This is a genomic window from Streptosporangium sp. NPDC020072, assembly GCF_040631445.1.
Classification (GTDB): Bacteria; Actinomycetota; Actinomycetes; order Streptosporangiales; family Streptosporangiaceae; genus Streptosporangium.
In genome coordinates this window covers 89,504-103,785 of record NZ_JBEYAB010000014.1, presented here as the reverse complement: position 1 = coordinate 103,785, position 14,282 = coordinate 89,504, and the positions used below count along the sequence as shown (strand labels likewise).

Annotated in this window: 11 protein-coding genes; 4 read left to right on the top strand and 7 right to left on the bottom strand. The window is 72.3% G+C overall.

Annotated elements, in window-relative coordinates:
- Positions 1 to 7: 7 nt before the first annotated feature.
- Positions 8 to 1,228: a SpoIIE family protein phosphatase gene (locus tag ABZ470_RS30720; protein ID WP_362915821.1), complete on the bottom strand. Its 1,221-nt coding sequence runs from the start codon at positions 1,226 to 1,228 to the stop codon at positions 8 to 10.
- 237 nt (positions 1,229 to 1,465) lie between these two features.
- Between ABZ470_RS30720 and ABZ470_RS30715 the strand changes: the two genes are divergently transcribed.
- A complete protein-coding gene (locus ABZ470_RS30715) occupies positions 1,466 to 2,590 on the top strand; it encodes an aminopeptidase P family protein (RefSeq protein WP_352013066.1) in 1,125 nt (374 codons plus the stop codon).
- A gap of 73 nt (positions 2,591 to 2,663) precedes the next feature.
- A complete protein-coding gene (locus tag ABZ470_RS30710; RefSeq protein ID WP_352013065.1) occupies positions 2,664 to 3,812 on the top strand; it encodes an acyl-CoA dehydrogenase family protein in 1,149 nt (382 codons plus the stop codon).
- A gap of 18 nt (positions 3,813 to 3,830) precedes the next feature.
- Here the strand turns inward: ABZ470_RS30710 and ABZ470_RS30705 are convergent, their stop codons facing one another.
- From ABZ470_RS30705 to ABZ470_RS30695, 3 genes are all read right to left on the bottom strand, one after another.
- A complete protein-coding gene (locus tag ABZ470_RS30705) occupies positions 3,831 to 4,505 on the bottom strand; it encodes a hypothetical protein (RefSeq protein ID WP_352013064.1) in 675 nt (224 codons plus the stop codon).
- A gap of 259 nt (positions 4,506 to 4,764) precedes the next feature.
- Positions 4,765 to 6,177, bottom strand: coding sequence for an NAD(P)/FAD-dependent oxidoreductase (locus ABZ470_RS30700; RefSeq protein ID WP_362777481.1), 1,413 nt, complete (start codon positions 6,175 to 6,177; stop codon positions 4,765 to 4,767).
- Between the two features lie 64 nt (positions 6,178 to 6,241).
- A complete protein-coding gene (locus ABZ470_RS30695) occupies positions 6,242 to 7,204 on the bottom strand; it encodes a pirin family protein (RefSeq protein WP_362915819.1) in 963 nt (320 codons plus the stop codon).
- A gap of 110 nt (positions 7,205 to 7,314) precedes the next feature.
- Between ABZ470_RS30695 and ABZ470_RS30690 the strand changes: the two genes are divergently transcribed.
- Positions 7,315 to 7,815 carry an Lrp/AsnC family transcriptional regulator gene (locus ABZ470_RS30690; RefSeq protein WP_352013061.1) on the top strand — a complete coding sequence of 167 codons (501 nt, stop codon included), beginning with the start codon at positions 7,315 to 7,317 and terminating at the stop codon, positions 7,813 to 7,815.
- 42 nt (positions 7,816 to 7,857) lie between these two features.
- Here ABZ470_RS30690 and ABZ470_RS30685 read toward each other — a convergent pair whose 3' ends face one another.
- From ABZ470_RS30685 to ABZ470_RS30675, 3 genes are all read right to left on the bottom strand, one after another.
- Positions 7,858 to 8,829: a BadF/BadG/BcrA/BcrD ATPase family protein gene (locus ABZ470_RS30685; RefSeq protein ID WP_352013060.1), complete on the bottom strand. Its 972-nt coding sequence runs from the start codon at positions 8,827 to 8,829 to the stop codon at positions 7,858 to 7,860.
- Entirely contained in the window at positions 8,826 to 10,088 is a 1,263-nt protein-coding gene (locus ABZ470_RS30680; RefSeq protein ID WP_352013059.1) for a 6-phospho-beta-glucosidase, read from the bottom strand. Before ABZ470_RS30680 ends, ABZ470_RS30685 begins: the two co-directional genes overlap by 4 nt.
- A 216-nt stretch (positions 10,089 to 10,304) precedes the next feature.
- Positions 10,305 to 11,498, bottom strand: coding sequence for an ROK family transcriptional regulator (locus tag ABZ470_RS30675; RefSeq protein WP_362915817.1), 1,194 nt, complete (start codon positions 11,496 to 11,498; stop codon positions 10,305 to 10,307).
- 349 nt (positions 11,499 to 11,847) lie between these two features.
- Between ABZ470_RS30675 and ABZ470_RS30670 the strand changes: the two genes are divergently transcribed.
- The gene (locus ABZ470_RS30670; protein WP_362915815.1) at positions 11,848 to 14,025 is read left to right on the top strand and encodes an ATP-binding domain-containing protein; all 2,178 of its coding nucleotides are present in this window, start codon (positions 11,848 to 11,850) and stop codon (positions 14,023 to 14,025) included.
- Positions 14,026 to 14,282 lie beyond the last annotated feature (257 nt).

Below are 14,282 nucleotides of genomic sequence, written 5' to 3'. Positions count from 1 at the left end.
AAGTCGTTCACCCGGGCAGGACGATCATCAGAACACAGGTGTCGTCCTCGGGGTTGGGGCCGCCGACCTCCTGGATCAGACGGTCCAGGGCGGCCTCCCCGTCCTGCCGCCGCAGGGCGGAGGCGGCCCTGAGGGTCAGGGCGAACCCCTCGTCGATGTCGCGGTCGCGCCGCTCGACGAGCCCGTCGGTGAACAGCAGCAGCGCGTCACCGTCGCACAGACGTACGGCCGAGCGTTCGTACCGTTCGGACAGGGTCGCGCCGAGCAGCACCCCCGAGGGCGGCTCAAGCTGGACGGCGGTCCCGTCGCGGACCAGGATCGGCGCCGGGTGCCCCGCCTGGCTCCAGGTGAACACGCGGCTCAGCGGGTCGAGGTGGCCGACGACCGCGGTCGCGGTGGTCTCCTCGAAGCGGTGCATCACCAGGTGGTTGAGCCAGGTCAGCAGCCGGTCGGGAGGCTCGCCCGTCATCGCGAGGCCGCCCAGCGCGTGCCTGAGCCTGCTCATCTGGGTGACCGCGGGCAGGCCGTGGCCGGACACGTCGCCGATGGTCAGCAGCACCCGTCCGTCGGGCATGGTCGTGGCGTCGTACCAGTCGCCGCCGAGGCCGTCCTTCTGCCCGGCGGGGACGTAGCGGACCTCCATCCGGGCACCGGGGAGGTCGACGGACGCCCCGAGGCGCGGCATGATCGCCTCGCGCAGGGCCGTGCTCACGCCCTGCTGCTGGGCGGCCCGCTCACGGACCTCCAGCAGTTGCCTGCGCGACTCGGAGGCGATCTGCTCGGCTCTGCGGCGGCCGGTGACGTCCTGGATCACTCCGTGCACGGAGGCGTGTCCTCCGCTCACGACGGGGTCCAGGGCCGCGCGGAGGTTGCGGACCTCCCCGCGGCGGCGGATGCGGAACTCGGCCTGCCCGGGCTTGGCCAGATCGACCACCGACCTGAGCAGCCCGTCGACGAGGGCCCGGTCCTGCGGCTCGACGTGGCCGACCAGGTCACGCAGGCCGATGGGGCCCTCGACGGGATCGCGGCCGAAGATGGCGTAGGCGTGGTCGGACCAGGTGGACTCGCCGCTGTGCAGGTGCCACTCGGCCCAGCCCAGATCGCCCAGCCGTTCGGCATGGGCCAGCCGCGTGCTGAGAAGTTGTCTTTCGACGGCCATGTGCTCGTCCAGCTCTCCGCGCAACGGCTGCACCATCTCTGCCGCGGTCAGCGGGGCGGAACCGGTCACGTGGTCGTTTCGTGGGTGGAGGGGTGGCTGGTGGCCGCCCACTACGCCGACCATTTAGCTCGCTCTCGAATGTGGGGACCTAGGGACATCCTATCCACAAAATGTGATCGTCCTTCAACGGATTGTAGTGGCACTGTCACCCGAACGACGTCCTTTCCCCGGACTTTCCCCGGTCGCGACGATCAAGGGTGTGGCCACAGGTGTGGTGCCGATCTGTTCACGATTACATTGGTCGGTGTGACAAAGGAGTCCTCTGACCTGTATCCCGTGACCCGTCTCGCCGCAGCGCAGGAGGCTACGGCCGCCGCCGGCCTCGGCGCGCTGCTGCTCACCCCGGGCCCCGACCTGCGCTACGTGACCGGCTACGAGGCGTTGCCGCTCGAACGGCTCACCTGCCTGGCGTTGCCCGCCGAGGGCCCCGCCTTCCTGGTGGTGCCCCGTCTGGAGCTGCCCGCCGCGGAGCAGTCCCCGGCGGCGCGGCTGGGTGTCGAGTTCGTGCCCTGGGACGAGACCGACGACCCCTACGCGCTCGTCGCCGCGCGGCTGGGCGGCGCGGGGAAGGTCGGCAGGGTCGGGCTGGCCGACCGGATGTGGGCCATGCAGTCGCTGCGTTTCCGCGACGCGTTGCCCGGCACGGAGCAGGTGCTCGCCGGGTCGGTGCTGCGCGGCCTGCGCATGCGCAAGAGCGAGGCCGAGGCGGCCGCGCTCCGCGAGGCGGGGGCCGCGATCGACGCCGTGCACGCGCAGGTGCCGGACTTCCTGCGGGCGGGCCGTACCGAGCGGGAGGTCGGACGGGACATCGCGGATGCGATCATCGCGGCGGGGCACTCGACCGTCGACTTCGTCATCGTCGCCTCCGGCCACAACGGGGCCAGCCCGCACCACGACCTCTCCGACCGGATCATCCAGGAGGGCGAGCCCGTGGTCGTCGACATCGGCGGCCAGATGCCCAGTGGCTACTGCTCCGACTCGACCAGGGTCTACTGCGTCGGAGAGCCGCCCAAGGAGTTCACGCGATACTACGAGGTGCTCCAGCGGGCCCAGGAGGCCGCCTGCGCGGCCGTCAGGCCCGGGGCCTCGTGCGAGTCGGTCGACGCGGCGGCGCGCGAGGTGATCGCCGAGGAGGGCTACGGAGACTACTTCATCCACCGCACCGGGCACGGCATCGGCCTGGAGACCCACGAGGAGCCCTACATCGTCGCCGGCAACACCGAGCCGCTCGAACCGGGGCACGCCTTCTCCGTCGAGCCGGGCATCTACCTGCCGGGTGAGCACGGCGCCCGCATCGAGGACATCCTCATCTGCACCGAGGAGGGCGGCGAGCGGCTCAACCACCGCCCTCGGGAGCTCGTCATAGTGTGACAGGTGTAACAATCGGGTGGCCGGCGATCCCGGCCGCCCTTTTTGCTTAGCCCCTGACCTGGAGTAAGCGGATATGACCGTTGAGCGTACGCTGCCAACCGCCGAGGCCCACGACCTGCTGGATCTCGTCCGCGACCTGATCGCCAAGGAGGTCGCGCCCAGGGCGTCGGCCGACGAGTCCGCCAAGCGCTTCCCCCGCGAGGTCTTCACCGTCCTGGGCAGGTCCGGCCTGCTCGGCCTCCCCTATCCCGAGGAGCACGGCGGCGGCGCGCAGCCGTACGAGGTGTACCTCCAGGTCATCGAGGAGCTGGCCGCGGGCTGGCTGGCGGTCGGGCTGGGGCTGTCCGTGCACACCCTGGCCAGCTTCCCGGTCGCCGCGTACGGCTCCGCCGCCCAGCGCGCCGAACTGCTGCCGGAGCTGCTCGGGGGTGAGCTGCTCGGCGCCTACTGCCTGTCGGAGCCCCAGTCCGGCTCCGACGCCGCGGCCCTGAGCACCCGCGCGGTGCGTGACGCCGACGGCTATCTCGTCGACGGGGTCAAGGCCTGGATCACCCACGGCGGGCAGGCCGACTTCTACACCCTGATGGCCAGGACCTCCGACGACGGCAGCCGTGGCATCTCCTGCTTCCACGTCCCCGCGGGCACCGAGGGGGTGTCGTTCGGAGCGCCCGAGCGCAAGATGGGCCTGCGCTCCTCGCCGACGGCCCAGGTCCGCTTCGACGGCGTACGGCTCGCCGGGGACGCCCTGGTCGGCCAGGAGGGGGAGGGTTTCCGGGTGGCCCTCGCCGCCCTGGACGGGGGCAGGCTCGGCATCGCGGCCTGCGCGGTCGGCCTGGCCCAGGCGGCGCTTGACGCGGCGATCGCGTACGCGGGGGAGCGCAGGCAGTTCGGCTCGCGCGTCATCGACTTCCAGGGGATCGGGTTCATGCTCGCCGACATGGCCACCCAGGTCGCCGCGGCGCGGGCGCTCTACCTGGACGCCGCCAGGCTGCGCGACGCGGGCCGCCCGTACGGCACCCAGGCGGCGATGGCCAAGTTGTTCGCCACCGACGTGTGCATGAAGGTCACCACCGACGCCGTCCAGGTCTTCGGCGGCTACGGCTACGTCGAGGACTTCCCGGTGGAGCGTTACATGCGGGAGGCGAAGGTGCTGCAGATCGTCGAGGGCACCAACCAGATCCAGCGGCTGGTCATCGGCAGGGCCCTGGCCAAGAAGGCCTGAGCGGCGCCGGGGGCCTCGTCACAGCATGGACAGTCCGACCAGGACGGCTGCGCAGCCGACGGTGATCATCAGGGTGCGCAGCCGTGACGGGGCGGTCGGGCGGAGCAGGAGGGGAAGGCACACTCCGAGGAGCACCAGGGCCACCAGCGGCCACGGACCGGCCGGTGCCGGGCCGCCGTGCGGAACCAGGGCGGCCTGCTGCATCTCCCGCCCCTCGGTGCACACCAGGGCGGTGAACGCCCCGACCGCCACGTCGCCGCTCAGGCCGTTCCTGCGGCTGAGATAGCCCGCGACGCCGAAGCCGACCATCGTGACGCTCAGGGCGATCTGCCAGCTCTCGTTGGCCTGGGCGAGCAGGGTCTCGTCGTGGTTGAGGGCGTGGGCGACCACGTGGCCCGCGGTCAGGCCGGCGGTGGCCAGCAGCCCGTTGAGCGCGGCCCACCAGGCGTTGGTCGAACCGCGGGTCATGACGAGCACCAGTAGCCCGTAGACGTACGGGTCGTAGGCCATGGTGACCGACGGGGGAAGCACCTCGGCGAGTGACTCGCCGGCCACGGCCAGCACCATGCCCAGCGCGAGTCCGGCGAGCATTCGTTTGATGATCAGGCGTTCACGTCTGTCCAGCGCCTGAAAGTCGACCTGCCAGGGAGTTTCGTGCTGGTTGCTGTGCATGCCCTTCTCCATGGCTGCCATTTCGCCCCCCTTGCACGCCCTGGTCCGCTCCATGTACCTGCCGAAACCGTATCCTTTCCATTGGTTCCCGCCTGTTTCTAAAATATGACAAACCAGTCAAAAAACCATTTTTTTCGCTGGCCAAAACATGAACCTCGGCAGGTGGAGAGGTTATGGGACAAAAGCCGCGATCCCCGGTGGGCACGCGGAAGGAGCACCGGGGAGGGGACCGGGAAGATCTTCCATGACCGTCCCCCGCCCCCTCGCCCGGGCGTGTCCCTCAGAGGCCGTACTCCTCAAGCAGCCGCAACCACACCTCGCTGACCGTGGGGAAGGCCGGTACGGCGTGCCAGAGCCGTTCGAGCGGCACCTCGGCGGTGACGGCGACCGTCGCCGCGTGCAGCAGCTCGGCCACCCCGGGACCGGCGAAGGTCACCCCGAGCAGGACCCGCCGCCGCTCGTCGACGACCGCCTTTGCCCTGCCCCGATAGCCGTCCCCCAGCAGGTAGGCACCGGAGACCGAGCCGAGGTCGTACTCGACCGCGCGCACGTCGAAGCCCTCGGCCCTGGCCGCGGCCTCGGTACGGCCGACCGCGCAGACCTGGGGGTCGGTGAAGACCACCTGCGGCGCGCCGTACCCGTCGGCGACGGCGCGCAGCGCGGGCAGGTCGTCGCGCTCCCCCCTGGCCCTGGCCACGATCACGTCGCCGCACACCCGCGCCTGGTACTTGCCCATGTGGGTGAGCAGGGCGCGGCCGTTGACGTCGCCGACGGCGTACAGCCAGCCGTCCCCGACGCCGACGGCGCGCATGCTGTCGTCGACCTCGACCGGGCCCCGCTCGGGCAGCCCGACGGAGGCCAGGCCCACGTCCCCCGTCGCGGGCGAGCGTCCGGTGGCGACCAGCAGCTCGTCGGCCTCCACGGGCGGCCCGGAGGCCAGGTGGACGGTCACCGGGCCGCCGGGAGCCGGCCGTTCGACCCGGGTCACCTCGGCCCGGGTGCGCACCTCGATCCCCCTGGCCGCCATCGACTCCGCGACCAGCTCCCCGGCGAACGGCTCGACCCTGCCGAGCAGCGAACCGCCGCGCACCAGGAGCGTCACCTCCCGCGCGCCGAGCCCGTGCAGGGCCTGCGCCATCTCACAGGCGACCACGCCTCCGCCGAGCACGGCCAGCCGCCCGGGGACCTCCCGCACCGAGGTGGCCTCGCGGCTCGTCCACGGAGAGGCCCCGGCCAGCCCGGCGACCGGCGGGAAGGCCGGGCGGCTCCCGGTGGCCAGCGCGACCGCGTGCCGGGCGCGCAACGTCCGGACGGAACCGTCGGGCCCGGTCACCTCGACCACTTTGGGGCCGGCCAGCCGTCCCCTGCCCCGCACGAACTCGGCGGGCAGGCCCTCGACCCAGCCGACCTGGCCGCCGTCGTCCAGGTGCGAGACCGCCTCGTCGCGCCGGGCGAGCACGGCGGCCGTGTCGATCGGCGTCGTCCCGAGACCCGGGACCCGCCCGACCTCGGCGGCCAGCTCGACCGGGCGCAGCAGAGCCTTGCTGGGGATGCACGCCCAGTAGGAGCACTCACCGCCGGCCAGCTCCTCCTCGACCACCGCGACGCTCAGCCCGCCCCGGGCCACACGTCCGGCGACGTTCTCCCCGGCGGGCCCGGCGCCCACAACGACCACGTCGAACTCATCGGCCACGACTGCCTCCCAGGACTTCGGAAACTCCACGTCCAGCTTGTCAGAGGCGCCGCCCGCGTCGGCGTCAGCGGTGCCGGCCCCGTGGTTTCAACGGGGTCCCGGGCAGGTCAGGCGCGGGCAGTCGGGTCCCCGGCGCGCCGGGGACGACGCCGAACGCCTCGCCCGTCATCCACTCCTGCCGGAACCGGACGATCTCGTCGTGGTCGCGGCCGACGAAGTTCCACCACATCACGATCCGCTCCTCGAACGGCTCGCCGCCGAGCAGCATGAGGCGCGCGGGCGCCCCGGCGCTCAGGGTGAGCTCCGAGCGGCCCGTGCCCAGGTAGAGCAGCGGCCCCGGAGCCAGGTCCGTTCCGCAGGCGCGCACCGCGCCGGACAGGCTCAGCACGGCGTGCTCGAAGTCCGGTCTGAGCGGGACCGTGACCTGTGCGCCCTCCTCCAGGGTGATCTCGGCGCCGGTCAGCGGGCTGTGGACGCGGGCCGGGGAGACGACGCCGCCCAGCTCGCCCATCAGGACCTTCGCCGTGAAGCCGGGCCCGGTGAGCTTCGGCAGCACCGGGTGGTGCTCGAAGGAGGGTTCCGTCCCCCGGTGCGCGGCGGGGAGCGCGACCCACAGCTGCACGCCGTGCAGGTCACGCCCGGCGGGGGACTCCTCGGAGTGCGAGATGCCGCGGCCCGCCGTCATGAGGTTGAGACTGCCGGGCCGGATCACCTGCTCGCTGCCCAGGCAGTCGCGGTGCAGCACCTCGCCCTCGACGAGCCAGCTGACCGTCTGCAGGCCGGTGTGCGGGTGCGCGGGCACCCGCATGGCCGTCCGTTCGGGGCCGTAGTGGTCGAGGAAGCACCACGCCCCGACCATGCGCACGTCGCGGCCGGGCAGGGTCCGGGTCACCCTCATGCCCCGTGGGCCGCCCAGCACCACCTCACGGCCGGTGAGAAGCTCACCGGCCGGGCCCGCCGCGGCGCCGGCGCGGCCGGTCGGGCCGCCGCACTCCGTCTCCCGGGGCTCGCGTTCCAGGTTGCTCATGCCGAGAATGTACGGCCGCCGCCGACCGGCCGGCACACGTGGGGCGGTTGGGACCATGCCGTGACCATGCGGCTGCGCGCGCCGTCCCACGGCCCGTTACCGTTGTCCGGATGGAGGAGATCGACCGTCGGATCGTGACGTTACTGGCCAGAGACGGCCGGATGAGTTTCACCGACCTCGCGAGGGAGACCGGGCTTTCGGTCTCCGCGGTGCACCAGCGGGTGCGCAGGCTGGAGAAACGCGGGGTCGTCAGGGGATACGCGGCGCTCGTGGACTACGACGCGATCGGGCTGCCGCTCACCGCGTTCGTCTCCATCAAGCCCATCGACCCGGCCGCCGCCGACGACGCCCCGGAACGGCTGGCCCACCTGGGCGCCATCGAGGCCTGTCACAGCGTGGCCGGGGACGAGAGCTACATCCTCAAGGTCAGGGTCGCCTCGCCGCTGGCGCTGGAGGAGCTGCTCAACCAGATCCGCACCTCGGCCAACGTCTCGACCAGGACGACGGTCGTGCTCAGCACGCCGTACGAACACCGGGCGCCCGAGCTGATCGGCGGGCAGGCGGGTAAGACCGACGACAAACCCGACGAGAAGGCCGTGGAACAGGCCTGAGTGCCCCGTACGGCCGTCGCGGGCCGTACGGGGCGACTTCCCTTACACCGCCGCGTGGAAGTGGGCGCGCAGCGCGGCCTTGGCCTCCTCGGTCGCGCCGAAGGCGTCCAGGCCAAGCAGGGCGGCGCCCATGATCGGCGGAGCGTCCGCCACGATCAGCTTGGCCTGGGGGGCCCGCTCGGCGAAGCGCTCCTCGATCAGGCCGTTCAGCAGCGGGTCGCGGGCCGTCAGCACGCCACCGCCGAGGACGACCTCCATCGGGGTCTCCAGCAGGCCGAGACGGCGCAGCGCGACCACCGCGAGCACGGTGACCTCCTCGGCCATCCGCGTCACCAGGGACCGGGCGATCTCGTCCCCCGAGGACGCCACGGTCATCAGCACCGGCACCAGTTCGTGCAGCCTGTCGATCGGGGTGCGGCCGAAGTGGATGTCGAGGCAGGCCTCCTCAACCGTGCGGGTGCCGAAGTGCTCGCGCACCGCCTCCCGCAGCGCGGTCTCCGGGCCCCTGCCGTCCTCGGCGCGGATGGCGGACCACAGCGCCTCCTCGCCGAGGCCGAAGCCGCCGCCCCAGTCGCCGGTGAGCTTGCCCAGGGCCGGATACCTCGCCACCTCGCCGGTCGGGGAGACCGCCGCGGCGTTGACGCCCGCCCCGCAGACCACGGCGACCCCGGCGGGCCCCGAGGCTCCGGCGCGCAGCAGCGCGAAGGTGTCGTTGCCGACGACCACGTCCTCGCCGTATCCCCTGGCGAGGATCTCCGCACGCAGGATCTCCTCCTCCGCGGGCAGGTCGGCGCCGGCCACGTAGGCGGCCACGTGGCCGGCGAACGGGGGAGCGGCGTCCGGGCCGAGCATCGCCCTCACGGCCTCGGCGATCGCGTCGACGGCGGTGCCGACCCCCGAGATCTGCGGCTGGAAGGGGCCGCCACGGCCGGTGCCGAGGACGGAGCCGTCCTCGGCGACCAGCGCGACGTCGGTCTTGCTGTTGCCGCCGTCGACCGCCAGTACGGTCCTCACTCCGTCGCCCAGGGCAGGTGGGCGCGGTTGGCCTCGATGAGGCGCCGGGCGAGGTCGTCGGACAGTGAGGCCTGGCCGATCAGCGGGTGGGCGAGCAGCGCGTCGGAGACCCGCCGGAGGCCGCCGTGCAGCGCGGCGTCGAGGGCCAGGGTCTCGTAGGCCGTGACGTGCGCGATGAGCCCCGCGTAGAGCGGCTCGACCGGGGCCACGGGCAGCGCGCGCGCCCCGGCCGCGGTGATCGTGGCCGGGACCTCGATGACCGCCTCGTCGGGCAGGAAGGGCAGGGTGCCGTCGTTGCGCAGGTTGACCACCTGGGCGTCGCCCCGGTCGCCGAGCAGTGAGGCGATCAGCGCGACCGCCGCCTCCGAGTAGAACGCGCCGCCCCGCTTCTCCAGCAGTTCGGGCTTGGTGTTCACCGACGGGTCGGCGTACATCTCCAGGAGGCTGGCCTCCATCGCCGCGACCTCCGCGGCCCGTGAGGGCTTGCTGCGCTGCTCGGCCACCACGGCGTCGTGCTCGTAGTAGTAACGCAGGTAGTAGGAGGGAACCACGCCGAGGTGGCGCATCAGGGACAGCGGAAGGCCGATCGCCTCGGCGACCTCCTCGCCGAGGGGCTCCCGCAGCGTTCGCGGCAGCACGTCGACGCCGTCGAGGCTGACCGAGCGCACCCAGGTCAGGTGGTTCAGGCCGAAGTGGCCGAGGGAGATCCGTTCGGGGGCGACCCCGAGCCCCGCCGCGAAGCGGCGCTGCAGGCCGATGGCCACGTTGCACAGGCCGATGGCCCGGTGCCCGGCCTCGAGCAGCGCCCTGGTGACGATGCCGACCGGGTTGGTGAAGTCGACGATCCAGGCGTCGGGCGCGTGCGTGCGGATCTTCTCGGCGATGTCCAGCACCACGGGGACGGTGCGCAGGGCCTTGGCCAGGCCGCCCGCGCCGGTGGTCTCCTGGCCGACGCATCCGCATTCGAGGGGCAGCGTCTCGTCCACGTTGCGCGCGGCCTGGCCGCCGATCCGCAGCTGGAGCAGTACGGCGTCGGCTCCGGAGACGCCCTCCTCGACCGAGGCGGTCGCCACGACCCTGGCCGGGTGGCCGGCGTGCTCCAGCATGCGGCGGGCCATCCCCGAGACCAGCCCGAGCCGGGTGGGGTCGGGATCGACCAGCGCGATCTCGGTTATCGGCAGCTCGTCCCGCAGCCGGGCGAATCCGTCGATCAGCTCCGGTGTGTACGTCGAGCCGCCCCCGACTACGGCGAGCTTCATCTGTCTACTCCTGTCAACGTCACGCCCTGGACGGGAACTCTCCGGGCGTAGGGGAAAACGGTGATCACCGGTGCCGTGCCCGAGGACGGGCCGTCACCGTGCGGTTGGGCCGCGGCGGCCGGAAGGGGACTCACCCCGGCGGTGCCGGGACGCGGGCGGGGGGACGTCGGCGCACGACGGCTGCTCCTTGCTGGTGGGGGAGGGGGTGAAGGCGGCTCAGGTCGGCACGGTCGAGCTGAAGACCTCCTCGCGGGTGGCGGCGAGGGCGAGGTCGAGCGCGCCCGTGAGGACGGGGTTGCCCTCGACGGCCGACAGCAGCAGCGGGGGACGGGGGATGGTCAGCGTGTGCAGCTCGCGTTCGACGAGTCCCCGCAGGGTCTCGCCGCCGGCCATGAAGGTCCCGCCGGTCAGCACGATCAGCTCGGGGTCGACGACGGAGGTGATCGAGGCCAGGCCGACCGCCAGCCGGGAGGCGACCTCGCGCAGCCCGGCGCGGGCGTCGCCCGCCCGTGCCCCGCCGCCCTCGGCGGCCAGGACGGCGTTGCTCACGGCCAGCCTGAAGGTCGCGCCCGGCACGCCGTACGATCTGAGGATCCTGAGCACGGCGGGGCCGCCGGTGAGGGCCTGGTAGCCGTGGTTGGCGTAGCGGCCGCTCTCGCGGGCGGTGGGCGCCCCGGGCGCGGGCATGTAGCCGACCTCGCCCGCGCCGCCGGTCGCGCCCCGGTGCAGTCTGCCGCCGAGCACCAGCGCGGAGCCGAGGCCCTCGTCGGCCCACAGCAGCACGAAGTCCCGGTGCCCGCGCGCGGCGCCGTGCGCCTGCTCCGCCTGGGCGACGAGGTTGACGTTGTTCTCGACCGATACCGGGACGCCGAGTCCTTCGCCGAGGGTCTCGACGAGGCGGGGGATGTGCCAGCCGGGCAGGTCCCTGCTGGTGGCGTAGCCGATCCTGCCGGTGCCCGGGTCGAGCGCGCCCTGCACGCCGATGACGACGCGCCTCAGGTCCACGGGGGCGCCCGCGCCGTCGAGCGCGGCCCGGACCCGTCCGACCAGGTCGTCGGAGGGGTCGGGGGTCACCAGGCGGTGGATGCCGATCACGGTCCCGGTGATGTCGGCGACCCTGGCGTCGATGTGGGTGTGGGTGACGTCGAGCGCGGCGACGTGCGCGGCCTCGGGGTTGAGGCGGTAGACCTCCGCGGTGCGGCCGGGCAGTCCCTCACGGATGCCGTTGAGCACGACCAGCCCCGCCTCTTGCAACCGGGCGAGCAACTGGGATGCTGTGGGCTTGGACAGGCCTGTGAGGGCGCCGATCTCCGGGCGGGTCAGCGGCCCGCGCTCCAGAAGCGCCTGCAGGGCCGCCCGATCGTTGATCGCCCGCAGCAGGCTGGGAGTGCCCGGGGTGGGCTGGGTCACAGGTCCTCCGTGTCCGGGCATGTTCGTACGGTCACCCGCAGGGCGGAGTTAGGAAAGTTTCCTAACCTTAAATAAACTTAAGGAACCCTGCTCAGCCGCGTCAAGCGTCGTGGGGACGCCGCAATGAACCTGTGATGGCCGGAGAATGGCCGGGTGTCTCAACGGACCTGCTAAAGTGGTGGTTTGTCACAACAATTAGCACAATGGCCCGGAGTATCCCATTAGTATCAACCATAATGGAGCGAAGGCAACCCGTCAAATCGAGCTCGATCGGGAGCAGGAGTACGTCTCCGGGCTCTACGAGCGGCTCGACCTGCTGCGCGAACGCACCCAGCGTCAGCTTGACGACGTGCTGGCCCAGGGCGGGGGCGGCGGTACGCACCAGAACCGCTCCGAGCGCGACAGTTTCGCCGGGATGTACGCCCAGCGGCTGGGCCGGCTGTGGGCGGTGGAGAACGGCCTGTGCTTCGGGCGGCTCGACGGCGCCGACCAGACCACCCTCTACGTCGGCCGCATCGGCCTGGCCGACGACGACCAGCGGCGGCTGCTGATCGACTGGCGGGCCCCGGTCGCCAGGCCGTTCTACGCCGCGACCCCGGCGTCCTCGATGGGCGTGGTCCGGCGAAGGCACCTGCAGACCAAGGCCCGCACGGTGATCGGGATCGACGACGACCTGCTCGACCTGGACAACCTCGCAGAGGAGGACGTCAGCACCCTCAACGGTGAGGCCGCGCTGCTGGCCTCCATCGACGCCAGGCGGACCGGGCGGATGCGCGACATCGTGGCCACGATCCAGACCGAGCAGGACCGGATCATCCGCTCCGGCCTCGACGGCGTGCTGGTCGTGCAGGGCGGGCCGGGCACCGGCAAGACCGTGGTCGCCCTGCACCGGGCCGCCTACCTGCTCTACACCCATCGGGAAAGACTCGCCCGCAGGGGAGTGCTCATCCTCGGGCCCAACCTGACCTTCCTGCGCTACATCGAGCAGGTGCTGCCCTCCCTCGGCGAGACCGACGTGCTGCTTTCCACCGTCGCCGAGCTCTACCCCGGGATCACCGCCACGGTCAGGGAACGCCCCGAGGTCGCCGCGATCAAGGGCGACGAGCGGATGGCCCAGGTCGTGGCCAGGGCCGTACGGGAGCGGCAGCGGGTGCCGCGCAAACCGGTCGAGATCCGCCTCGACCGTTACACCCTCACCCTCGACGCCCGCCTGCTCGACGCCGCGCGCAACCGGGCGGCCCGGTCGAGGAGGGCGCACAACGAGGCCCGCGCCGTGTTCGTCCGCCACCTGCTCAACGCCCTCGCCAGGCAGGCCGCCCGGCTGATCGGCAAGGGCGCGATCGACGACGACGAGCTGGCCGACCTGCGGGAGGAACTGCGCACCGAACAGCCCGTCAAGGCCGCGCTGAACAGGTTGTGGCCCTACACCACCCCGCAGCAGCTCCTCATCGGGCTGTTCACCTCCAGGGAGCGGCTCGACTACGCCGCCGCCGAACTGGGCGAGGCCGAGCGCGGGCTGCTGCTGCGCGAACCGCCCCGCAAGGGGGAGAGCTGGTGGGCCCCCTCCGACGTGCCGCTGCTCGACGAGGCCGCCGAACTGCTCGGCGACATCGACCCTGCGGTGCTGCGGGCCGGGGCGTGGATGGCGGAGGAGGAGCAGGCCGCCGCGCGTGTCGCGGCCGAGGAGGAACAGCGCCACCGGCTCGACTACGCCAGGGAGGTGCTCGAACTGACCGGCCTCTCCGAGATCATGGACGCGGAGCGGTTCGCCGCCAGGCACATGGACGACGAGATATACCTCACAACCGCCGAGCGCGCCGCGGGCGACCGCACCTGGGCCTTCGGGCACGTCATCGTGGACGAGGCGCAGGAGCTCTCGCCGATGGACTGGCGGATGGTGATGCGGCGCTGCCCGAGCCGTTCGATGACGATCGTCGGCGACCTCGCGCAGACCGGCTCCTCGGCGGGCGTGCGCTCCTGGGGCAGGATGCTGGACCCGTACGTGGCCGGGCGCTGGCGGCAGGAGGAGCTCACCGTCAACTACCGCACCCCGAGTGAGCTGATGGCCGTGGCGGCCGACGTGCTCAGCCTGGTCGGTCCCGGCCTGAGCGCGCCGACCTCGGTCAGGGAGACCGGGACGAGCCCGTGGGTCGCCTCCCCGGCGGACCGCCTGTCCGAGCTGGTCAGGAGGGAGGCCGTCGAGGGCGGGCGGACGGTCGTGATCGTGCCGGAGTCGTCGGCGGAGGAGACCGGCGCGGCGCTCGCCGGGTCCGTCGAGGGTGCCGTCCGGGGACGCGGCAGCGCCGCGCTGGACGCCCCGGTCTCCGTGATGACCGTCGCCGAGGCCAAGGGTCTGGAGTTCGATGTGGTCATCGTGGTCGAACCGGAGCTGATCCTGAGCGAGTCGCCGCGCGGCGCGAGTGACCTTTACGTCGCGATGACCAGGGCGACCCAGCGTCTTGGCGTCGTGCACACCGGGCCGCTGCCCGAAGCGCTCGCTCGACTTGAGCGACATCGGATCACATGAGAGCATTGACGGCTCTCGTCGATCATGCCCCAGCTGCGGAAACTTGGTGTTTCCGCTGTTGGTGACACGGTTGACATCTGCGCTGGGGTCGGTAGTTTGCTGCCCAGTCCAGCACGGGACTGGCCGGTTGGCCGTCTTTCGGCATCGCCGGTTCCTGCGCCCGTGACGGGGGGTCACCCCGTCCGTACAGCCAGGCGCAGGGCGGGCGCTTCGTCGAGGCGGGGCACTCCATCCGGGCGGGGGGTTGGACCCAGGAG